The 21,228-nt window shown below is 65.3% G+C and carries 16 protein-coding genes; all 16 read right to left on the reverse strand.

The genetic code is table 11. From position 1 onward, the window contains the following. Positions 1 to 62 precede the first annotated feature (62 nt). Complete coding sequence (locus AC56KL_RS03730; RefSeq protein ID WP_497178789.1) at positions 63 to 1,208, reverse strand: glycine zipper 2TM domain-containing protein; 1,146 nt, start codon at positions 1,206 to 1,208, stop codon at positions 63 to 65. Positions 1,209 to 1,292: 84 nt separating this feature from the next. After that, positions 1,293 to 1,967 carry a ligase-associated DNA damage response endonuclease PdeM gene (gene pdeM / locus AC56KL_RS03735; protein ID WP_497178790.1) on the reverse strand — a complete coding sequence of 225 codons (675 nt, stop codon included), beginning with the start codon at positions 1,965 to 1,967 and terminating at the stop codon, positions 1,293 to 1,295. Beyond that, the gene (locus tag AC56KL_RS03740) at positions 1,964 to 4,426 is read right to left on the reverse strand and encodes a ligase-associated DNA damage response DEXH box helicase (protein ID WP_497178791.1); all 2,463 of its coding nucleotides are present in this window, start codon (positions 4,424 to 4,426) and stop codon (positions 1,964 to 1,966) included. Before AC56KL_RS03740 ends, pdeM begins: the two co-directional genes overlap by 4 nt. Continuing rightward, positions 4,423 to 6,057 (reverse strand): ATP-dependent DNA ligase, encoded by a 1,635-nt coding sequence (locus AC56KL_RS03745; protein WP_497178792.1) that lies wholly within the window; start codon positions 6,055 to 6,057, stop codon positions 4,423 to 4,425. The genes AC56KL_RS03740 and AC56KL_RS03745 overlap by 4 nt, the downstream gene beginning before the upstream one ends. Continuing rightward, on the reverse strand, positions 6,050 to 7,126 hold the full coding sequence (locus AC56KL_RS03750) for a ligase-associated DNA damage response exonuclease (RefSeq protein WP_497178793.1): 1,077 nt from the start codon (positions 7,124 to 7,126) through the stop codon (positions 6,050 to 6,052). Before AC56KL_RS03750 ends, AC56KL_RS03745 begins: the two co-directional genes overlap by 8 nt. 27 nt (positions 7,127 to 7,153) lie before the next feature. Further along, positions 7,154 to 8,860 carry a RecQ family ATP-dependent DNA helicase gene (locus tag AC56KL_RS03755; protein ID WP_497178794.1) on the reverse strand — a complete coding sequence of 569 codons (1,707 nt, stop codon included), beginning with the start codon at positions 8,858 to 8,860 and terminating at the stop codon, positions 7,154 to 7,156. Between the two features lie 411 nt (positions 8,861 to 9,271). Next, complete coding sequence (locus AC56KL_RS03760; RefSeq protein ID WP_497178795.1) at positions 9,272 to 9,613, reverse strand: response regulator; 342 nt, start codon at positions 9,611 to 9,613, stop codon at positions 9,272 to 9,274. A gap of 64 nt (positions 9,614 to 9,677) precedes the next feature. Then, complete coding sequence (locus AC56KL_RS03765) at positions 9,678 to 10,829, reverse strand: sensor histidine kinase (protein ID WP_497178796.1); 1,152 nt, start codon at positions 10,827 to 10,829, stop codon at positions 9,678 to 9,680. 363 nt (positions 10,830 to 11,192) lie between these two features. Then, the gene (locus tag AC56KL_RS03770) at positions 11,193 to 11,717 is read right to left on the reverse strand and encodes a GNAT family N-acetyltransferase (RefSeq protein WP_497178797.1); all 525 of its coding nucleotides are present in this window, start codon (positions 11,715 to 11,717) and stop codon (positions 11,193 to 11,195) included. Beyond that, complete coding sequence (locus AC56KL_RS03775) at positions 11,714 to 12,301, reverse strand: helix-turn-helix domain-containing protein (protein WP_497178798.1); 588 nt, start codon at positions 12,299 to 12,301, stop codon at positions 11,714 to 11,716. Before AC56KL_RS03775 ends, AC56KL_RS03770 begins: the two co-directional genes overlap by 4 nt. 105 nt (positions 12,302 to 12,406) lie before the next feature. After that, entirely contained in the window at positions 12,407 to 13,990 is a 1,584-nt protein-coding gene (ahpF, locus tag AC56KL_RS03780) for an alkyl hydroperoxide reductase subunit F (protein WP_497178799.1), read from the reverse strand. Between the two features lie 114 nt (positions 13,991 to 14,104). After that, on the reverse strand, positions 14,105 to 14,668 hold the full coding sequence (ahpC, locus tag AC56KL_RS03785; protein ID WP_497178800.1) for an alkyl hydroperoxide reductase subunit C: 564 nt from the start codon (positions 14,666 to 14,668) through the stop codon (positions 14,105 to 14,107). A gap of 374 nt (positions 14,669 to 15,042) precedes the next feature. Then, on the reverse strand, positions 15,043 to 16,257 hold the full coding sequence (locus tag AC56KL_RS03790; protein WP_497178801.1) for a hybrid sensor histidine kinase/response regulator: 1,215 nt from the start codon (positions 16,255 to 16,257) through the stop codon (positions 15,043 to 15,045). Beyond that, a complete protein-coding gene (locus AC56KL_RS03795; protein WP_497178951.1) occupies positions 16,254 to 16,850 on the reverse strand; it encodes a chemotaxis protein CheB in 597 nt (198 codons plus the stop codon). The genes AC56KL_RS03790 and AC56KL_RS03795 overlap by 4 nt, the downstream gene beginning before the upstream one ends. Before the next feature lie 29 nt (positions 16,851 to 16,879). After that, complete coding sequence (locus AC56KL_RS03800) at positions 16,880 to 17,671, reverse strand: CheR family methyltransferase (RefSeq protein ID WP_497178952.1); 792 nt, start codon at positions 17,669 to 17,671, stop codon at positions 16,880 to 16,882. Between the two features lie 47 nt (positions 17,672 to 17,718). Further along, the gene (locus AC56KL_RS03805) at positions 17,719 to 21,189 is read right to left on the reverse strand and encodes a response regulator (RefSeq protein ID WP_497178802.1); all 3,471 of its coding nucleotides are present in this window, start codon (positions 21,187 to 21,189) and stop codon (positions 17,719 to 17,721) included. Positions 21,190 to 21,228 lie beyond the last annotated feature (39 nt).

The following is a 21,228-nucleotide window of genomic DNA, read 5'->3' on the forward strand; positions in this document are numbered from 1 at the left end:
CCGGCCTTTTTTGTAGGGTGGTCGGCTCTGCCGACCACCCTACATTCAAAAGAACGCTAGCCTTACTGGTCGCGCGACAGCACACCATTGTTAACCCGCACCCGGTCCCCCTGGCGGAAGCCCGGATCATTCTCGTACTGCAAAGTCTGGGTAGCACCGCTGTTCGCATAGCGCACCACCACTTCATAACGCTGGTCGCGGTTCATGTTGCGCTGGATGTTGCGTCCAGCCAGGCCACCGGCCACCGCGCCGGCGACCGTGGCTGCGGTACGGCCGCTGCCGCTGCCGACCTGGCTGCCGAGCAGGCCGCCCACGACGGCGCCGCCGGCGGTGCCCAGGTAGTTGCCGTTGCCCGACACTTCGATCACGTTGACCGCTTCCACGACGGCGCAATTGGTGCAGTAGCGCGCCTGGCGCGGTTCGCTGACGCGTCCGTTTGCCAGTCCGTTTGCCGGTCCGTTTGCCAGCAGCGGCCGGCCCAGCACCGAACTGGTATAGCGGCCGTTGGCGCGGATGGTCGCGGTCACGCGGCTGCTTGGTGTGATCCGGTCGGCGTTGCGGATGGTATAGATGGCGTCGTACTCGCCCGGGCGTACTTCCGGCAGGAAGAACACGCCGCGCGCACCGGCCAGCGACAACTCGACGCGTCCGCCGGGCGTGCCGAACACGGTGAAGCGCAGTTCGTTGCCCGGCCCCAGGTCGGGGCTGCCCTGCACCTCGAAGCGCTCGATCGCCGGGGCCGAGGCCAGCTCGCCGCTGCGGCTGCGCGGTACAGTCGACGCCAGCTGGCCGCTGCGGCTGCGCGGCGCGTTCGGCTGCAGCAGCGATTCGCTCAGCAGGCTGGTCGCTACCTGGTTGCCCAGGCGCAGGTTGGCGGTGACGCCGCTTTCCGGACGAATGCGGTCATGGGTGCCGATGATGTAGGTACCGGTGTACTGGCCGGGTTCGACTTCGGTCAGGTTGAGGTTACGCCTGGCGCCGTCGATGCGCAGGGTGGCGGCGCCGCCAGGGGTGCCATACATGTCGAACTGCAGCTCGACGCCCGGGGTCAGGCGGCGCACTTCTTCCACGTTGAATCCGTTGATGACCGGTGCGTAGGCACGGTTGCTCTGGTATTGCTGGGCCTGGGCCGCAGCGCCGCCCAGGGTGACTGGGCCCAACGCGACCAGCGCGACGAACGCAGCTTGTAAGAACTTGCGGAAATACATGGCTACTCCTCCCTTGTCGATGGCGGTACAGGATCACCTCTGTCTAAGAGGAATTTACGCTCCAGCACGACAGGGGTCCGTACGCTATCGTACGCAGTGAACGGCCTCGCCCGAGGTCACGTAGATACTGTCGCCCGGCTCCGGACGGATCGCGTGGCCGCCGGTAAAGGCGCCGAAGGATGGGAGGATCATGCGGTCCTCCCCCACCACGAAGCAGGGCAGCCGCAAGGAGTCGAAGCGGGTCGCCAGCACATAGACCGGGTGGATGTGGCCGGCCAGCGCGTAATGTGGCGTTTCGAGATCGGGATGGTGGCAGAAGGCAAACGGGCCGACCGCATGCGGCTCGTCGACGAGCAGGATGTCGAGCGCGGCCGCCGGGTCGCCCGCATGGCGGTCGTGGTTGCCGCGCACCAGGGTCAGCGCCAGGTCGCGGCGGCGCTGGCGCCAGGCCAGCATCGCCAGCTGGGTAGCGCTGGCATGCGCTGCGCGCGCATGCAGGAAGTCGCCGAGGAATACGATGTGACGCGCCCCGTGCGCCTCGACCAAGGCATCGAGGCCGAGCAGGTTCTCGGTGGTGGTCCCGCGCGGCACCGGCACGCCGAGGGCGCGGAAGGCAGCAGCCTTGCCGAAGTGGATGTCGGCGATGATCAGCATCTTCTCATGCGGCCAATACAGCGCCTTCTCGGGCAGCAGCACGAGCGTTTCACCCGCGACCCGCACCGCGACGCCGCCCGTGCCCGTACCTGGCTTCCCGTTCATACCGCAGCCGCCTTCTCGAGTTCGCGCACCATGCGCGCGACCCGGTCGGACAGCTTCTCGGTGCTGACCTTTTCGCGGAAGCGCTCGACCATCAGCGCAAAGCCGAAGGGCGTGGCGCGCTTGACTTCGCGGTAGGCGACGCGCCGCCCGTGCAGCTCGACCAGGGTCTCGCGCAGGCGCGTCAGTTCCAGCTCCTGCTCCAGCACTTCGCGCTGGGCCTGGGTCAGCAGCAGGTTGCCCGCATCGTGCTTGCGGAAGACCTCGAAGAACAGCGAGGACGAGGCCTGCAGCTGGCGGTTCGACTTGGGCTGGCCGGGATAGCCCTGGAACACCAGGCCAGCGATGCGCGCCACTTCGCGGAAACGCTGTTGCGACAGCTGGGTCGCATTCAGGCTGCCCAGCACGTCTTCCAGAAGACAGTCGGTACTGAACAGGTCCACCGCGGCGCCCGTTTCGCCATCGAAGATGCGCGACCAGTCCACCGGTTCCGGCGCGAGCAGCTCGAAGCCATAGTCGTTGATGGCGATCGAGAAGGTCGACGGCTGCATGCGGCCGATCCGGTAGGCGAACAGCGAGGCCAGTCCCATGTGCACCGATCGCCCCGCGAAGGGATAGACGAACAGGTGCCAGCCTTCGCGGCTTTTCATGCTCTCCAGGACCAGGGTCTCGCTGGTCGGGAGCGCCGACCAGCGGCACTGGATCTCGATCAGCGGGCGAATCGACTCCATTTCCGGACTGTCGTAGATGCCTTGCGAGGCCAGGCGCAGTTCTTCCAGCGCCGCATGGGCCAGCTCGGACGACATCGGCATCTTGGCGCCGCCCCAGCGTGCGATCGCGCCGCGGTTGCTGGTGGCGCGCTTCACGAAGGCCGTCATCTCGTGCACCCGCACGAGCTCGAGGATGCGCCCGCCGAACAGGAAGTGGTCGCCCGGCTTCATGCGCGAGATGAAGGATTCCTCGACGCTGCCGATCCGCCCGCCGCTCATGTATTTCACGGAGATGGTCGAATCGGACACGATGGTGCCGATGCCCATGCGGTGACGGCGTCCGATGGCCGTATCCGGCACCCGGTACACGCCCTCTTCGTCCGGCAGCACGCGCCGGTATTCCGGGTAGGCCAGCAGGCTCTGGCCGCCGCGCGCGACGAAGTCGAGCGCCCACTGCCACTCTTCCTCGCCCAGGTTACGGTAGGACCAGGCGCGCTTCACTTCCTCATACAGCTCGCCGGAGCGAAAACCGCCACCCAGCGCCACCGTCACCAGGTGCTGCACCAGCACGTCGAAGGGCTTGTTCGGCACGTAGCGCCCTTCGATGCGGCGCGCCGCCACCGCCTTCCTGGCGCCGGCCGCTTCCAGCAGCTCCAGGCTGTTGGTCGGCACCAGGGTCACGCGCGACACCCTGCCCGGCGCGTGGCCGCTGCGCCCGGCGCGCTGCAGCAGGCGCGCGATGCCCTTGGCGCTGCCCACCTGCAGCACGCGCTCGACCGGCAGGAAGTCCACGCCCAGGTCCAGGCTGGCGGTGCAGACCACCGCCTTCAGCTCGCCCTTCTTTAGTCCCATCTCGACCCATTCGCGCACGTCGCGGTCGAGCGAGCCGTGGTGCAGCGCGATCAGGCCGGCCCAGTCGGGACGCTCGTCGATGATGTTCTGGTACCAGATCTCGGACTGGGCCCGGGTGTTGGTGAACACCAGCGTGGCGGCGTGCTGCTCGATCTCGCGGATCACGGGGGCGAGCATCTGCAGCCCCATGTGCCCACCCCAGGGGAAGCGCGCCACGTTCTCGGGGATCAGGCAATCCACCAGGATCTGCTTGCGCAGGTCGCCCTCGACCAGCACACCCTCGTCGCCGCCCAGCAGCACCTGGCGCGCCAGGTCCAGGTTGCCCATGGTGGCCGACACGCCCCAGATCAAGAGTTCCGGGCGCCAGTGGCGCAGGCGCGCCAGCGCCAGCTGCACCTGCACCCCGCGCTTGCTGCCCATCAGTTCGTGCCATTCGTCGATGACGATCATGTCCAGGTGCCTGAACTGCTCGGCCGCTGCCGCATGGCTGAGCATCAGCGACAGGCTCTCGGGCGTGGTCACCAGCGCGGCAGGCATCTTGCGGGTCTGGCGCGCGCGCTCGGCGGAACCGGTGTCGCCGGTGCGGGCCCCGACTTCCCACTCCGGTAACAGCTGGGCGGTCGATTCCTGCAGCGCGCGCATGGTGTCGGCAGCCAGGGCGCGCATCGGCGTGATCCACAGCACCCGCAGGCCGGCAGTGTGCCTTCCGCTCTTCAGTCCAGCGCGCTGCAGGGCGGCGAACCATACCGCGAAGGTCTTGCCGGCGCCGGTATTCGCGTGCAGCAGGCCGGACTGGCCCTTGAGCGCCGCCTTCCAGACATTGCGCTGGAACGGGAAGACTTTCCAGCCGCGCGCGGCGAACCAGGCGTCGATGCGTTCGGTAACAAGGTTCTTGCTCATGCGCCTGCGGCGGCCAGCAGGCCTTTCAGGGTATCGAGGGTATCGGCCTCCTCCACCGGCTTGTCGAAGCGCCGCCGCAGGATGCGCGGGAAGCGCACCGCAATGCCGGCCTTGTGGCGGGTCGACAGGGCGATCCCCTCGAAGCCCAGCTCGAACACCATGGTGGGCTTCACCGAGCGCACCGGGCCGAATTTCTCGATGGTGGTCTTGCGCACCGCATTGTCCACCTGGGCGATCTCGGCGTCGGTCAGGCCGGAATAGGCCTTGGCGAAGGGGACGAGCCTGCGCTCTTCGCCCTCCCCGTCCCACACGGCGAAGGTGTAGTCGGTATACAGCGAGGCGCGGCGCCCGCTGCCGGCCTGGGCGTAGATCAGCACCGCGTCCACCGTGTAGGGGTCGATCTTCCACTTCCACCAGGTGCCAACGTCCTTGGTGCGGCCCACGCCGTACTCGCTGCTCCTCGCCTTGAGCATCATTCCCTCCACGCCGCGCCGGCGCGACTCGGCGCGCAGCGCCGCCAGTGCGTCCCAGCCGTCCGCTTCGACCAGCGGCGACAGGCGCAGTTGCGGCGTATCGATCGCCGCCACCTCGGTTTCCATCAGGGCGCGCCGCTCGTGCTGGGGCAGCGCGCGCAGGTCGACGCCGCCGAACTCCAGCAGGTCGTAGCAGCACAGCACGGCCGGCAGCTCGGCCAGCAGCTTGGCGCTCAAGGTCTTGCGGCCGATGCGCTTCTGCAGGTCGGCGAACGGCGCGGGCGCATCAACACCGGGCTGCCAGATCAGCACTTCGCCGTCCAATACCGTCCCTTCGGGGATGCGTATACTGGCCAGCTCGGGAAAGCGTTCGGTAATCAGGTCTTCGCCGCGCGACCACAGGAAGTTCTGGCCGCCGCGTCGCACCAGCTGGGCGCGGATGCCGTCGTATTTCCATTCCACCTGCCAGTCGTCGACCTCGCCCAAAGCGGCTGGTTCCCCCTGCAGCTGGTGGGCCAGGAAGAAGGGATAGGGCTGGCCGCCGCGCAGCGTGTGTTCCTCGTCGGACTGGGCGGCGATCAGCAGCAGGAAGCTGGTGGCGGTGGGTCTGACCGAATTGTCGGTCCATCCCATCAGGCGTTGGGCGATCAGCTTGCTGTCCACGGCCGCGATCGCCGCCAGCGCACGCGTCACGAGCAGGCGCGACACGCCCACCCGGAAGCCGCCGCCGATGAGTTTGACGAACAGGAAGCGCTCGCGCCAGTCGAGTTCATCCCAGGCCGCGAACAGGGCCTCGCGGATGGCGCCCGGGTCGGCGCCGCGCAGGGGCCCGATCCGGGTCTCCATCCACTCGGCCAGCCCGATGTTGCTGCGGCGTGTCGGCGGCGGCAGGATGTGGGCGATGGTTTCGGCCATGTCGCCCACCGCATGGTAGGACTCGTCGAACAGCCACTCGTCGAGGCCCGCGTAGTCGATGGCGTACTGGCGCAGCAATTTCGTTGGTACGGCTTGCCGGGGCTTTCCTCCGGCCAGGAAGTACACGGCCCAGGCCGCGTTTTCCGGGGCGGCGTGCGAAAAATAGGACTGCAGGGCGTCGAGCTTGCGGGTGGTGGAGGTGGTTTCGTCGAGTTCGGCGTACAGGCGGGCGAATTCACGCATCGGCATCTCCCGGCGACGCCTCCTCGGCAGGATCCTTCGCCGCTTCTTTCGCTGCGGCCGCCCCGGCCGCTGGGCCAGCCTTGTCCTCTTCCTCGTCGCCGTACTCGGTATCGAAGCCCTTGGCATCCAGCCCGTTCTGGCACAGCCAGCGCACCATGGTGGGAATCGAGCCGTGGGTGACGATGACCTGCTGCGCCCCGGTGGCCTTGATGGCGCTCATCAGGCCCGGCCAGTCGGCATGATCGGACAGCACGAAGCCGCGATCGACACCGCGCCGGCGCCGTGCACCGCGCAGCAGCATCCAGCCGCTGGCGAAGGAATCGCTGTAGTCACCGAAGCGCTTCATCCAGGGCGAGCCGCTGCTTGATGGCGGCGCGATCACGATCGCCCGGCGCAGGGCCGCCTTGTCGATCTCGCTCACCATGACCGTCTCGGGCAAGTCGACGCCGCCCGCGCGGTAGACGCGGTTGAGCGGCTCCACCGCGCCGTGGCAGACGATCGGTCCGATGGAAGGATCCAGGCGCGACAGGATGCGCTGGGCCTTGCCGAAGGCGTAGGCGAACACCACGCTGCAGCGGCCTTCGTCGGCATTGCGGCGCCACCAGGCGTTGATCTCGTCGATGACCTGCTGCTCCGGCTCCCAGCGGTAGATCGGCAGCCCGAAGGTGGATTCGGTGATGAAGGTGTCGCAGCGCACCGGCTCGAAGGGGGCGCAGGTCTTGTCCGGCTCCACCTTGTAGTCGCCGGATGCGACCCAGACTTCGCCGCCGCACTCCATGCGGACCTGCGCCGAACCCAGCACGTGGCCGGCCGGATGCAGCGAGACCGTGACGCCGTTGTGAACGATGCTCTCCCCGTACGCCAGGCCCTGCACATGGATGTCGCCCAGGCGCGACCTCAGGACGCCCACGCCGGGAGCCGCCGCCAGGTAATGGCCGTGGCCGTAGCGCGCATGGTCGCCGTGGGCATGCGTGATGACGGCCCGGTCCACCGGGCGCCAGGGGTCGATGTAGAACCCTCCGGGTACGCAATACAAGCCTTCCTTGCGAACGACGACCATGTCTCCCATGCGGTCCCTTCACGAAAAAGCGCGGCGTTACGCCGGCGCGAGAAATTCAGCCAGGAAGGTGCGCGGCTCTTCCTGGCCGGGAAATGCCAGTGTCACCTGGTCGCCGGCGACGGCAACCACCGTGCCCTTGCCATACTTCGGCGCCCGGGCCCGGCTGCCGACCTCGAACTGCGGCCCACTCGGCTCCGGATGCGGCTCGCGGTCGAATTCGTCGTCGCGGATCTCGATGTCCTCGAGCGCCAGCGCCGGCGGATTCAGGCAGTTGTCGCACTTGCAGCAGGTTTCGAAGCCCTCGACCGCGTCGCCGAAATAGTCCAGCAACAGCTTCCAGCGGCAAAAACCGCTTACCGCATAGCCTACCATCTGGTCGAGCGCTTCGCGTTCCCGTTCAGCCTTGTGAACATAGACCTCGGCCAGTTTCCCGAACACTCCCGGTTCAGGTTCCCTGGCGGCAGGCAGGTAGTCGAGCTTGCGGTTCTGGCGCAGCAGCTTGCCATCCTTGAGCAGCTTGATGCACACCTTGAGCTTGGCTTCGCCCGCCTCTTCCAGGGCCGTTTCCAGGCGCTCGGTGGTGACCGGCCCGTCTTCCGCCAGTTCACGCACGACGGTATACACGGTCTGCAGCTCGGCCTCGGCCGGATAGTGCTTGACCAGGAAGAACTGCTGGATGCGCTTGTCGTCCTGCAGGAACAGCAGCGTGCACTGCGCGTCCAGTCCGTCTCGCCCGGCGCGGCCGGACTCCTGGTAGTAGGACTCCAGGTTGGCGGGAATCTGCAGGTGGATCACGAAGCGGGTATCGCTCTTGTCGATGCCCATCCCGAAGGCGTTGGTGGCGACCATGACGCGGCGTTCGCCGTCCATGAACATGTCCTGGTTCTGCTTGCGCTCGCTGGCTGCCAGCTTGCCGTGGTAGATCGTGACCGACTCGCCCGCTTCTTCCAGCACCGCCAGCATTTCCTCGGCCAGCTTGACGGTGGCGGCATACACGATGCCGACGCCCTCGGTGTCCTGCACCAGCTTCAATGCCTGCGTCAGCTTTTCCTGGGGATTGGTCACCTGCACCACGCTGTAGTGCAGGTTGGGCCGGTAGATGCCGGTATTGATGACGTTCAGCTTGCGGCCCAGCTGCTTGCCGATGTCGGCGATGACCTCGTCGGTCGCGGTGGCGGTCAGCGCCAGCACCGGCGGCTTGCCGAGGGCGTCGAGGGCAGCGGACAGGCCGATGTAGGCGGGGCGGAAATCGTGTCCCCATTGCGAGATGCAGTGGGCTTCGTCGATGACGACGATGTCCAGCGTCACCCCCTTGAGGACGGCGATGAATTCGGGCGAGACCAGGCGTTCCGGCGTGCAGAACACGATCTCGCAGGCTTCACTGGCGATCGCCTCGATGGCCGCCGCTTCTTCCTCCGCGTTCAGGCTGCTGTTGACCTGGACCGAACGGATGCCCAGCTCTTCCAGCTTCTCGAGCTGGTCCTTCATCAGGGAAATCAGGGGTGAGACGACGATGGTGATCCCCTCGAGCATCTTGGCGGGGATCTGGTAGCACAGCGACTTGCCGCCGCCGGTGGGCATGATCGCCAGCGTGTCCTTGCCGTCGAGGACGCTGTCGATGATGCGTTGCTGGCCGTCGCGCAGCTGTTCGATTCCAAAGGTGGAACGCAGCAGGCGGCGGATGGTATTGCGGCGCACGGCGAGCAGGCCGCGGTGCAGGAGTTTGGGTTCGTGTCGGGTCATGATGGAGGCTACTCTATGCCCGCCGCCCCGCGCACCGTATAGGACACAGCCTAGCTCGCCCGTAGGAGCTCAGCGTTTCCCGTCACTGATATTCATCGTGACAATCTCACAAGCTCTAATCCTACAACTGTACGGAGTTTTTGCCGATGGTTACGGTCGAGCGGAGTGACTAAGATGACACCATCCTCACTACACATTCCACCGAACAGGAGTCTCACCATGGCACGCCGTCATCCTATGACCTGGACCGCAGTCCACCTGGCATTGGCCAGTGCGGCCACCTGGCTGCTGCTCGAGACCGAAGCGCTGACAGGCGCCTTGCTGGTGGCATTCCACTAAATCGCTGTCCACTGTCGCCTGCTTTGCCGGGCAAAGACCACTGTATGTCACTGTCCCGCTCGCGCGACGGGCTCAGGAAGTCAACAGACGGACGACCGTGTCGATCGAATAGGGTTTTTCGACGAAGGGAAAACGGCGAGTGTGCCGTTCCCAGTCAGCACGCGCGGTAAATCCCGAGGTCAATACGATTTTGATGGTCGGGTAAGCGTCGGCGACCGTGTCTGCCAGATCAAGCCCATTCATGCCGGGCATCATTACGTCGGAAAAGACCGCGTTGATGTCTCCGCGCACTTTCAGAAGTGCGAGGGCTGCGCGGGCCGAGTTCACCACCACTACGTCGATGTCATGGTAGGTCAGCAACTCTCCCGCTATATCCGCCAGATCCGGTTCGTCGTCGACCACCAGGGTGGTCAAGCGAGGTCCTGCAAGCTTCCCGTCCTCTTCGACACCACTGCACTGTTCGATCATGGCTGCGGCCTCAGCGTATCTTGACATCTGCGGCGCCGTCCGGAAGGCGAAACCCCTGCGGCAAGCGCGGCATGGTCACGGTAAACGTCGTGCCCTCTTCCACAGTGGAAGTCAGCTGAATCTGCCCGTCATGCGCATGGATGATTTCACGGGCGATGTAGAGGCCAATCCCCAGGCTGGTGCGTTCCGTATAGTCGTGCTCCCGATGGCTTGCGTGCGACGCGATGCGCACCATGGGATCGAAAATACTCGCCATCTTTTCCGGCGGGATGGCTTCTCCCCGGTTATTCACCGAAATACTCACCCGGTCGCCATCACCGGCAAGCCGTATGCTCACAGGCAAATCCGGGCCGCTGTACTGGATGGCGTTGCCGATCAGGTTCGACAGCGCTTGCGCAAGGCGCGCTTCATCGAAAATGGCGTCCAGTTTCGCTGGCACCTGGAGCTCGATCGAGCGCTCCGGATGGAAAGTGCGTGATTCGTTGACGACCTCTTCACACAGGGCAACAAGGCTGTTTTGCTTGACGCGAATAGGGATGCCGGGGCCGAGGTGGGTGCGCGTGAAATCGATCAGGTCATTGATCAGTTTGCTCATGCGCTTGCCGCTGTTAAACATCCTTGTTGCGACCAAAATATATTTTGGTGGCAGGTCCATCGCTTGCATCAGGAAACTCGACCCGGATACGACGGTGCCGAGCGGGTTGCGCAGGTCGTGCCCTAGTATCGCAAGAAACATGTTCTGTGATTGCTTCACCATGAATTCGTAGCGGGCGATCGATTCGGCCAGCGCCTGGTCAACCGCCTCATTGAAACGGGTAATCTCGGCAAGGTCATTGCGCCCGTGCCCATCCGTGTCCGCAGCCCACAGCATCAGCACGCTGGAACGCAATGCGCGGTATTCAGAGACGAGCTGGACAACGGTATAACCCGACAGGAGACGCGCTTCGGCATGCGTCTCGGCTGCCGTATCCTCGGGCCCGCGTTTCCCGAGCCCTCGCGACTTGGCGACCTGTTCGTGCTCGGATTGCGGCGTTGCCAGGTCGGCAGCGAAGGCATGCAGCATCTGCTTCGCGTGGTCACGCAGTTCGACATCGTCCATCGTCAGCGCCGGCGGCTCGATCGTTCGCGCAAAATCCTCCCACGCCTGCATGATGGGCTCCATGTTATTTTCGATGAAACGGCTTAACCCATATTGGATCATTATTTTCAAAACCTTTATATTGCCGATTCAACGGGATTTACCTGGAGCGGAAATCCATATTAACAGCTATTCGGTAATTCATTTCCTTTATCAGACAATCCAGGAATACCAGAAAAACGGTTCTGTTTATACCGGAAACACCTGTACAATATCCCCCCGAAATTTCCAGCTCAAATCCAGCGCATTTTTTCGCATTTCGTAACGGTGTGCTTATTCAAGCAAAATCATTTTCTATCTGTATTATTGCCGGCAACGCAAGCGAGCAATCAGGATTAGCCCGGTTGAGCTGTCACTCGGGCCAATCCGGCAAGGCACACAGCAATGCTAGAGATGCTTGTAAAAGAAGGTGGTCGCGCAGAATTCGCCGTCGGGCATCAGCGCGAACTTCGGCACCACGCCGGCGCGCTGCCACCCGGCCCGTTCGTAGAGGCGTTCGGCGTCGCCACCCGTCACCGTGTCGAGCACCAGCACGGACTTTCCCTCCTGTTTCGCCACCGCGTCGAGCGCCGCCAGCAGCCGCTGTCCGACGCCGGCACGGCGCGCGCAGCGATGGACGAGCATCTTGGCGACATCGGCCCGGTGCGGCTGGTTGTCCGGCATCGCCGTGACGAGCTGCACGGTGCCGACGATCCGGCCAGCGCCATCTTCGGCCACCAGCAGGGCGCGCTCGCCGCGTGCGACGCCCTCGGCCACCCCACGCCAGAAGGCCAGCGCACGCTCGCGCGCCAGCGGCCACATGAAACTCACGGAGGCGCCCCCTTCGACACAGTCGAGCACGACATCGGCCAGCGCCTCGATGGCGGCGGCGTCCGGTTCGCCCAGGCGGCGCACGGTCACGGTCTCCCTCATGGGTTCCTCCTGTTGGGCATGTTCGCCTGCGTCACCAGCGCCACCAGGTAGCGCGCCGCTTTGGCGCCGGGATTATGGAAGCTGACCGGGCGGTCCACGCGCATGGCCAGGCAGTCGCCCCTTGCCAGGCGCCAGTGCGCGTCGCCGACCGTGATGTCCATTTCTCCTTCGATCATCCAGACCTGCTGCCGGATGTCGACGTCGCGCGCGGAGGTGTCGAAGGCGACCCGCTGGCCGGGCGGGAAGACAACCTCGACCAGCTGGACCGGCGAAGGCGACGCAGGAGACAAGTGACGGCGCACGTAGCCGCTGACGGGGTCGGTCCACACCGGCTGCTCGGCGGCGCGAGAAACGGGCGAGGCTTCGGTCTCGCCGCCCGACTGCTCGAACAGCGCGGCCAGCGTGACGCCCAGGGCAGTGGCCAGCTTGTCGAGCACCGTGGCGGTGGCGCTGCTCTCGCCGCGCTCGATCAGGGAAATGGTCGAGCGGCCGACACCGCTCAGCTCGGCAAGGGTCGCGAGCGAGAAGCCGCGTTCCTCGCGCAGGGCCCGCACACGGCGGGAAATGCGTTCATTGATCTCCATGCATCCATTATACCGGAATCTTTTATCCGGTAAACTGGATACGGTGGACAAAAAAGAACGCCATCCTCATGACAAGAATGGCGCTCTGTTGAGCCGATCCGTCTGTTACGCCGCCTCGGCTTCCTCGACGATGCTCTCTTCTTCCACCGGCAGGCGCATCAGGTAGTCGAAGGCTGCCAGCGAGGCCTTGGCGCCCTCGCCCACCGCGATCACGATCTGCTTGAACGGCACCGTGGTGACGTCGCCGGCCGCGAACACGCCCGGGAGCGAGGTCTGGCCCTTGGCATCGACTTCGATTTCGCCGTGCGCCGACAGGTCCAGCGTCCCCTTCAGCCATTCGGCGTTCGGCACCAGGCCGATCTGCACGAACACGCCTTCCAGGTCAACGCGCTTCAGTTCACCGCTTTGACGTTCCTTGTAGGACAGGCCGTTGACGATCTTGCCGTCGCCGTGGATCTCGGTGGTCTGGGCCGACTTGATCACGGTGACGTTCTTCAGCGAGTAGAGCTTGCGCTGCAGGACCGCATCGGCACGCAGTTCCGCGCCGAACTCGACCAGGGTCACTTCCTTGACGATGCCCGCCAGGTCGATCGCCGCCTCGACGCCCGAGTTGCCGCCGCCGATCACGGCCACGCGCTTGCCCTTGAACAGCGGGCCGTCGCAGTGCGGGCAATAGGCAACGCCCTTGTTGCGGTACTCGCGCTCGCCCGGCACGTTGATCTCGCGCCAGCGGGCGCCGGTGGCCAGGATGACCGACTTCGATTTCAGGACGGCGCCGGTCTCGGTATGCACTTCGATCAGCTTGCCTTCGACCAGCTTGTTCGCGCGCTGGGTGTTCATGATGTCGACTTCGTAGTGCTTGACGTGCTCTTCCAGGGCAACGGCGAACTTCGGACCGTCGGTTTCCTTCATCGAGACGAAGTTCTCGATGGCGAGCGTGTCCAGCACCTGGCCGCCGAAGCGGTCGGCCAGCACGCCGGTGCGGATGCCCTTGCGGGCCGCGTAGATCGCCGCGGCCGCGCCGGCAGGGCCGCCGCCGACGATCAGCACGTCGAACGGTTCTTTCTGGTTCAGTTCCTTGGCCTTGCGGGCGCCGGCGCCGGTGTCGATCTTCGACAGGATCTCTTCCACGCTGGTGCGGCCCTGGCCGAAGTGCTGGCCGTTCAGGAACATCATCGGTACCGCCATGATCTGGCGCGCTTCGACTTCGCTCTTGAACACGCCGCCGTCGATGGCGACGACCTTGATGCGCGGGTTGATGACCGACATCGCGTTGAGTGCCTGCACCACTTCCGGGCAGTTATGGCAGCTCAGCGAAATGAAGGTTTCGAATACGTAGTCGCCGTCCAGGTTCCTGATCTGGTCGATGACGGCCTGGTCGAGCTTGATCGGGTGGCCGCCCACTTGGAGGAGCGCCAGCACCAGCGAGCTGAATTCGTGGCCGAGCGGGATGCCGGCGAAATCGACGGCGACATCGGTGCCCACGCGCCGGATCGAGAAGGATGGCTTGCGGGCGTTGGCGCCATCGTTGCGCACGGTGATCTTGTTGCTCAACGCGGCGATTTCGCGGAGCAGTTCGTCCATGTCGCGCGCCTTTGGCGAATGATCCAGCGATGCAACGAGCTCAATCGGCTGCACCACTTTTTCCAGATAGGCTTGCAACTGCTTCTTGAGGGTTGCGTCCAGCATGATGGTTTCCTTGACGATGACGTGATGGGGTATGACAGGGCCTGGACCCGAATCGGATCCCTGAAATGAACCGGGCCGCCACGGCGGCCCGGGACAGACCTACCGGACTGCTGTTTAGATCTTGCCGACCAGGTCGAGCGACGGGGTCAGGGTTTCAGCGCCTTCGGTCCACTTGGCCGGGCACACTTCGCCCGGGTGCGAAGCGACGTACTGGGCAGCCTTCACCTTGCGCATCAGTTCCGATGCGTCGCGGCCGATGCCGTTGTCGTGCACTTCCATCAGCTTGATCTGGCCTTCCGGATTGATCACGAAGGTGCCGCGCAGCGCCATGCCTTCTTCTTCGATCATGACTTCGAAGTTGCGCGACAGGGCGCCGGTCGGGTCGCCGATCAGCGGGTAGTTCACTTTCTTGATGGCGTCCGAGGTGTCGTGCCATGCCTTGTGCGCGAAGTGGCTGTCGGTCGACACGCCGTAGACGTTCACGCCCATCTTCTCGAATTCAGGCTGGAAAGCAGCCAGGTCTTCCAGTTCGGTCGGGCAGACGAAGGTAAAGTCAGCCGGGTAGAACATCAGAACCGACCAGGTGCCCTTGAAGTTCTCTTCCGTCAGATCGATGAACTTGCCGTTGTGGTAAGCGGTGGCTTTGAACGGCTTGATCTGGGTGTTGATGAGGGACATGTATTCTCCTGTTTTCGGGTTGTTGAGAGAGTTGATAGACGCCAGTGTAGTGCCGCGGTCGTCTTTTGTGAAATTGATTGATACGATATTGTCGATTGATTTTAACTATCGAGCAAGTATTGTTTTAGTCTATTGGGTCTACCGCGCCGGGCGCGCCGGCGCGATCCGGGGAGTGTGGCCGAAACGACAGTATTGCGCAACCCGTGCTTCGATTGGGGAGGATACGGGCTTTGTGTTATTGGAGGGTGTCGTAGGGGTGGTCCAGTCCAGTGGACTGGACCACGCACTGCCGACCGCGCGTTCAGGCAGCGGATAACCAGTCGCGCCGTGTATTCAAGCGTGATTTGAACGCGCGGTCGGCACAGCCGACCACCCTACGCGACTGTGCTCGCTTCAGCGGTCTGCTCACAGGTCGGCAGGATCAGCGAGAACGTCGAGCCCTCCCCCGGCCTGCTGCTCACCCGCAACTCGCCACCATGCGACATCGCCAGCTGGCGCGAGATGTACAGCCCCAGTCCCAGCCCCTTCGGCTCGCCGTTGCGCGCGCCGCGTTCGTAGGGCTCGAAGATGCGTTCCAGGTCGGCCGGGGCGATGCCCTTGCCCTCGTCGCGCACGTCGATGCGCACGCTGTCGCCGCTGCGCTGGACGCTGACCTCGACCGGCTGTCCGCCGCCATAGCGCAAGGCATTGGTGAGCAGGTTCACCACCACCTGCTCGATGCGGAACTCGTCCCAGCAGCCCTCCACCGCCGGATGCGGCTCGAGCGACAGCGTGCAGCCGGTGGCCGCCGCCTGCAGCGACAGGTCGCTGACGATGCGCTCGAGCAGGTCCATCAGCTGGACCTGGGCCGGGCGGATCGACAGCTGGCCGCTGCGCATGCGCGAGACGTCGAGCATGTCGTCGATCAGGCGGATCATGGCCTTGATCTGGCGTTCGTCGCGCCGGATCATGGTCTCGAACTGGTCGGGCTTGATGGCAGCCAGGGTGCCGCGCTTGAGCTGCAGGCTGCGCATCTGCGTTTCCAGGAACAGGGTGTTGAGCGGCGTGCGCAGCTCGTGCGCCACCAGCGACATGAATTCGTCGCGCATGCGCAGCGAGCGCTGCAGCTCGTCCTGGGTCTGGTTCAGTTCGCGCAGCAGGGTCTCCTGCTCCTGGCGGCTGCGCTCCAGCGCCGCCATCTGGCGCTGCATCTCGCGGCGCTGCTGGTCGAGCGTGACGAACACGTGCACCTTGCTGCGCACCGCATCCGAATCGAGGGGCTTGTAGAGGAAGTCGACGGCGCCCGATTCGTAGCCCTTGAAGGCGTAGTTCAGCTCGCGCCCGGCGGCGGACACGAACACGATCGGGATGTTGCGGGTGCGTTCCGTGCCGCGCATCAGTTCGGCCAGCTCGAAGCCGTCCATGCCCGGCATCTGGACGTCCAGGATGGCGAGCGCGAACTCGTGTTCGAGCATCAGCGCCAGCGCCGCTTCGCCCGAGGATGCCTGGAATACGAGGCGGCCTTCGCCGCGGATCAGGGCGTCGAGGGCGCGCAGGTTTTCCGGCAGGTCGTCGACGATCAGGAGTTTGCTTGGGTCTTGAATGCTCATTGGTTCCTCAGCATGGGGAGCAGTGTCCGGATGCCGGACAGCGGCAACACGAGGTCCGGTGCGCAGCGGCGGATGGCTTCTTCCGGCATTGCACTGGCCTGGGCTTCACGCGGGTCCTGCACGACGGTCAGGCCGCCCCGTTCGCGGATGCGGCACATGCCCCCGGCGCCGTCGTGGTTGGCGCCGGTCAGCAGGATGCCGGCCAGCCGCGGCCCATAGGCGTCGGCGGCGGACTCCATCAGCACGTCGATCGCCGGACGCGCGAAATGCACGGGCGGCTCGCAGCTGAGCGAGAAGCGGCGATCGCGCTCGATCGACAGATGATAGCCCGAACCGGCGAAATAGATCGTGCCGGGCTGGATGGGCTCCTTGTCACGGGCCTCGCGCACCGGCAAGGCGGCGCGCAGGTCGAACACTTCGGCCAGCCGGCTCTCGCGGTCGGCAGGCACGTGCAGGATGCACACGACGGCCGCGCGGTAGTCCAGCGGCACGGCAGGCAGCAGGCCAACCAGCGCATCGACGCCGCCGGCCGAACCGCCGATCACGACCAGCTCGGTATGGCGTCCGCGCAGCAGCTCGCCGACCTGCTCCAGCGCGCCCGCCAGCGGCTTGCCTCCGGTGCTCACGCGGCGCCCTTGCGATACAGGCGCTCGCGCCGCGCCAGCACGTCGAAGCGGCCGGCATGGCTGGAGAACTCGATGCTCTCCTTGCTGCCCAGCCCGAGGAAGCCGCGGTAGCACAGCGACTCGTGGAACAGGCCCAGCACGCGGTCCTGCAGCTTGCGGTTGAAGTAGATCAGCACGTTGCGGCAGCTGACGAAATGGGTCTCCGAAAACACGCTGTCGGTGGCCAGGCTGTGGTCGGCGAAGGTCACGTTCTCGATCAGGGCGCGGTCGAACAGCGCGCCTTCGTAGGCCGCCGTGTAATAGTCGGAAAACGCGCGCTTGCCGCCCGCCTTCTGGTAGTTCTCGGTGTACAGGCGCATCGCCTCGACCTTGAACACGCCCTTGCGCGCCGCTTCCAGCGACACCGGGTTGATGTCGGTGGCGTAGATGATGGTGCGGTCGAGCAGCCCTTCTTCGTGCAGCAGAATGGCCAGCGAATACACCTCTTCGCCGGTGCTGCAGCCAGCCACCCAGATCTTCAGCGACGGATAGGTCTTCAGGAAAGGCAGGACCTGCTCGCGCAGCGCGATCCAGTATTCCGGGTCGCGGAACATCTCGGTGACCGGAATCGTCAGGTATTGCAGCAGCTGGGCGAAGCCGTCCGGGGCATGCATCACCTTGGCCTGCAGCGCGGAGACGGTATCGCAATCCATTTCGCGCATGGCCACCAGCACGCGGCGCTTCTGCGAGGCCCCGGTGTAGTCGCGGAAGTCGTAGTTGTACTTCAGGTAGACGGCTTCCACGAGCATCTTCAGCTCGATGTCGAAGTCCTCCGGCGGCTGCTGGTTCCCGGTGTTCAAATGCGCTCCAGTGCCGGCATCCACACGCGCAGCAGCGAGTACAGGCGGCTCAGGTCGATCGGTTTGGCAAGGTAGTCGTTGGCGCCGGCGGCCAGGCACTGTTCCTGGTCGTCCTTCATGGCCTTGGCCGTGATCGCGATGATCGGCAGGCGGTCGAAGCGCCCGTCAGCCCGGATGCGGCGCGTCGCTTCCAGGCCGTCCATGCCCGGCATCATCACGTCCATCAGCACCAGGTCGACACCTGGAACCTGGTCGAGCTTGTCTATCGCCTCGAAGCCATTGCGGCCCACCTCGACCCTGGCGCCGCGCGACTCCAGCGCGCTGGTCAGGGCGAACACGTTGCGTACGTCGTCGTCCACCAGCAGGATGGTGCGTCCTTCGAACACGCGGTCGCGTCCGCGCACGGCCTTCAGCATCGTCTGGCGTTCCGAGGACAGCTCGCTTTCGACCTTGTGCAGGAACAGCGTCACTTCATCCAGCAGGCGCTCGGGCGAGCGCGCGCCCTTGATGATGATCGAGCGCGAATACTTGCGCAGTTCGGCTTCCTCGTCGCGCGTCAGGTTGCGGCCGGTGTACACGATCACCGGCGGGAAGGAACACAGCTCTTCGTGCGACATGCGCTCCAGCAGTTCCCTGCCCTGCATGTCGGGCAGCTTGAGGTCGATGATCATGCAGTCGAAGATCTGCTTGTGCAGCAGGTCGAGGGCGTCGCCGCCGGTGCCGACCGCCGCGATCTCGACGTCGGCGTCGGCGATCAGCTGCACCACGCTGTCGCGCTGGCGCTCGTCGTCCTCGACCAGCAGTACGCGCTTGATCTTCTGGCTCGACTTTTCCTGCAGCTTGCGGAACACCTCCTCCAGCTGTTCGCGCGAGGTCGGCTTGAGTGCATAGCCGATCGCGCCCAGGTGCAGCGCTTCGCCGCCGTTCTCGATGCTCGACACGACGTGCACCGGAATGTGGCGGGTGGCCGGGTTGTCCTTCAGTTGCTGCAGCACCGACAGGCCCGAGCCGTCCGGCAGGCGGATGTCGAGCAGCACCGCGTCGGGCTTCTGGGTGGCCGCCAGCGCCAGTCCTTCGCCGGCGCTCATCGCCACCAGGCAGCGGTAATCGAGCTCGTGCGCCAGGTCGAACAGGATGCGCGCGAACTCGGCCTCGTCCTCGATCACCAGCACGGTTCGGCTACCGATGGCAGGCTGGTCGCGATCATCGGGGAAGGAAGCCGCCGGCTCGACCGGCGCCGGAGCGGCGCCCGGCGCCGGCGTGGGGGCGGGCTCGCGCATGGGCTGGGCGGCCGGCATCACCGGAGCAGGCGGTGGGCTGGCGGCCACCGAGGCGCTGCGCGGCAGGCTCAATGTGAACAGGCTGCCCTCGCCCGGCGTGCTGGCCACGTTCAGGCTGCCGCCCAGCAGACCGGTGAGGTCGCGCGAGATCGACAGGCCGAGGCCGGTGCCGCCGAAACGGCGGCTGGTGGTGCCGTCGGCCTGGTGGAATGCGTCGAAGATGCGTTCCTGCTGGTCCGGGGCGATGCCGATGCCGGAATCGGCCACGCCGAACTGCACCCAGCCTTCCGGCGTCACGGACACCGTCATCGCGACCCTGCCGCGGTCGGTGAACTTCACGGCGTTGGACAGCAGGTTCTTGAGGATCTGCTCCACGCGCTGGCGGTCGGTGGTGATCGCCGCCGGCACGTTCGACTCGACCGCGACGCTGAAATCGAGCGCTTTCTGGCGCGCCAGCGGTTCGAAGGTGCGCGCCAGGCCCTCGACCATGCGGCGCAGCGGCACTTCTTCCGGCACCAGTTCCAGCTTGCCCGCCTCGACCTTCGAGATGTCGAGGATGTCATTGATCAGGTGCAGCAGGTCGTTGCCGGCCGAGTAGATGGTCTGGGCGAAGCGCACCTGCTCGTCGTTCAGGTTACCGGCCGCGTTATCGGCCAGCAGCTTGGCCAGGATCAGCGAACTGTTGAGCGGCGTGCGCAGCTCGTGCGACATATTCGCCAGGAATTCGGACTTGTAGCGGCTGGCGCGTTCCAGTTCCAGCGCGCGCTGGCGCAGCTGGTCCTGGGCGGCGGTGAGCGCCGCATTCTTCATGTCGAGGTTCAGGGCCTGCTCGGCCAGCTGGTCGTTGGTGGCGCGCAGCTCGGACTGCTGGTTTTCCAGGGCGGTCTGCGATTCTTCCAGCGCGCGCGACTGCTCTTCCAGCTCTTCGTTGGCGGTGCGCAATTCTTCCTGCTGCACCTGCAGTTCCTCGTTCAGGGTCTGGGTTTCTTCCAGCGCGTGCTGCAGGCGCTGGCGGTACAGCACCGCCGCCATTGAGGCGCCGACGGCCGGCGCGATGGTCTCCATGAACTCGCGGTCGCGCTCCTTGACCGGATGCAGGAAACCGATCTCGATCACGCCCTTGACCTTGCCATAGTTGACCACCGGGGCAATCAGGATCTCGCGCGGCGAGGCTTCGCCCAGTGCCGAGCCCACTTTGATATAGCCGTCCGGCAATTCGCGCAGGTGCAGGATGCGGCTTTCGTTGGCGGCCTGGCTGGCCAGCGACTCGCTCGCCTGGATCAGCTGCGCATGCTCGGCGGTATCGTGGGCGAAGCCGTAGGCGCCGATGCGGCGCAGCACGCCCTCCTCGCTGCGCACGTACATGGCCGACACCACGCCGTCGAGATAGCGCGTCACGTGGGCCAGCACCGCGTCGGCCAGCGGCTCGAGCGCATGGATGCCGGCGCTGCGCGTGGCCAGCTCGGTCTGGCCGGTACGCAGCCAGGCCTGGTGGCGCAGCTGCTCGTTGTGCTCGGCCTCGTGCTCGAGCGTTTCCTGGTAGGACGTCGACAGGCTCACCAGCTGGCGACGGCCGAACATGGCCAGGCCGCCGCCGATCGAAAGGCTCAGCAGCAGGAAGCAGGCGACCGACCAGGTGGTAACGCTGCGCGCCGAATCGTTGCGCTCCTGCAGCAGGCGACGTTCGGCATCGAGGAAGAGCTCGAAATTGCGCCGGATCTCGTCGGTCAGGTTCTTGCCGCGGCCGGCGCGCACGGGCTCGACCACGTCGAAGCCGCCGCGGCGCAGCTCGACCATGTTGTCGGCAAACTGCTCCCACTGGGACTGTGCGGCCTGGATGCGCATGACGCGCTCGGCCTGTACCGGATTGTCCTTGACGACGGCATCCAGGCTCTGCAGACCGGTCTGCATGCGCTGCTTCGCCGCACCGTAGGGCGCCAGGAAAGCCTCGTCGCCGGCGATCAGGTAGCCGCGCATGCCCGCTTCCATCTCGGCCGACAGCTTGCTGACCTCCTGCGCATTGCCGATCACGCGCTCGGAATGCTCGACCCAGGTGAGCACATTGATCAGGTAGGCGATGATGCCGACGAAGACGATCGCCGTGACGACGCTCATTGCCAGCGGCAGCGCCACATTGCGGCTCAGGATGCGGCGGAATTGTGAATTATCGATCGAGGTGCCGGGCATGCGAGGGAAATGTTGGGAAAAAAATATCCCAAGTGTAAC

The organism is Telluria sp. ZB4P34 (genome assembly GCF_059686055.1).

Excerpts from the sequence above, each read along its gene's own strand:
- AC56KL_RS03730 (WP_497178789.1), bottom strand. The coding sequence starts at position 1,208 with ATGTATTTCCGCAAGTTCTTACAAGCTGCGTTCGTCGCGCTGGTCGCG.
- pdeM (WP_497178790.1), bottom strand. The coding sequence starts at position 1,967 with ATGAACGGGAAGCCAGGTACGGGCACGGGCGGCGTCGCGGTGCGGGTC.
- AC56KL_RS03740 (WP_497178791.1), bottom strand. The coding sequence starts at position 4,426 with ATGAGCAAGAACCTTGTTACCGAACGCATCGACGCCTGGTTCGCCGCG.
- AC56KL_RS03745 (WP_497178792.1), bottom strand. The coding sequence starts at position 6,057 with ATGCGTGAATTCGCCCGCCTGTACGCCGAACTCGACGAAACCACCTCC.
- AC56KL_RS03750 (WP_497178793.1), bottom strand. The coding sequence starts at position 7,126 with ATGGGAGACATGGTCGTCGTTCGCAAGGAAGGCTTGTATTGCGTACCC.
- AC56KL_RS03755 (WP_497178794.1), bottom strand. The coding sequence starts at position 8,860 with ATGACCCGACACGAACCCAAACTCCTGCACCGCGGCCTGCTCGCCGTG.
- AC56KL_RS03765 (WP_497178796.1), bottom strand. The coding sequence starts at position 10,829 with ATGGAGCCCATCATGCAGGCGTGGGAGGATTTTGCGCGAACGATCGAG.
- AC56KL_RS03770 (WP_497178797.1), bottom strand. The coding sequence starts at position 11,717 with ATGAGGGAGACCGTGACCGTGCGCCGCCTGGGCGAACCGGACGCCGCC.
- AC56KL_RS03775 (WP_497178798.1), bottom strand. The coding sequence starts at position 12,301 with ATGGAGATCAATGAACGCATTTCCCGCCGTGTGCGGGCCCTGCGCGAG.
- ahpF (WP_497178799.1), bottom strand. The coding sequence starts at position 13,990 with ATGCTGGACGCAACCCTCAAGAAGCAGTTGCAAGCCTATCTGGAAAAA.
- ahpC (WP_497178800.1), bottom strand. The coding sequence starts at position 14,668 with ATGTCCCTCATCAACACCCAGATCAAGCCGTTCAAAGCCACCGCTTAC.
- AC56KL_RS03790 (WP_497178801.1), bottom strand. The coding sequence starts at position 16,257 with ATGAGCATTCAAGACCCAAGCAAACTCCTGATCGTCGACGACCTGCCG.
- AC56KL_RS03800 (WP_497178952.1), bottom strand. The coding sequence starts at position 17,671 with ATGCTCGTGGAAGCCGTCTACCTGAAGTACAACTACGACTTCCGCGAC.
- AC56KL_RS03805 (WP_497178802.1), bottom strand. The coding sequence starts at position 21,189 with ATGCCCGGCACCTCGATCGATAATTCACAATTCCGCCGCATCCTGAGC.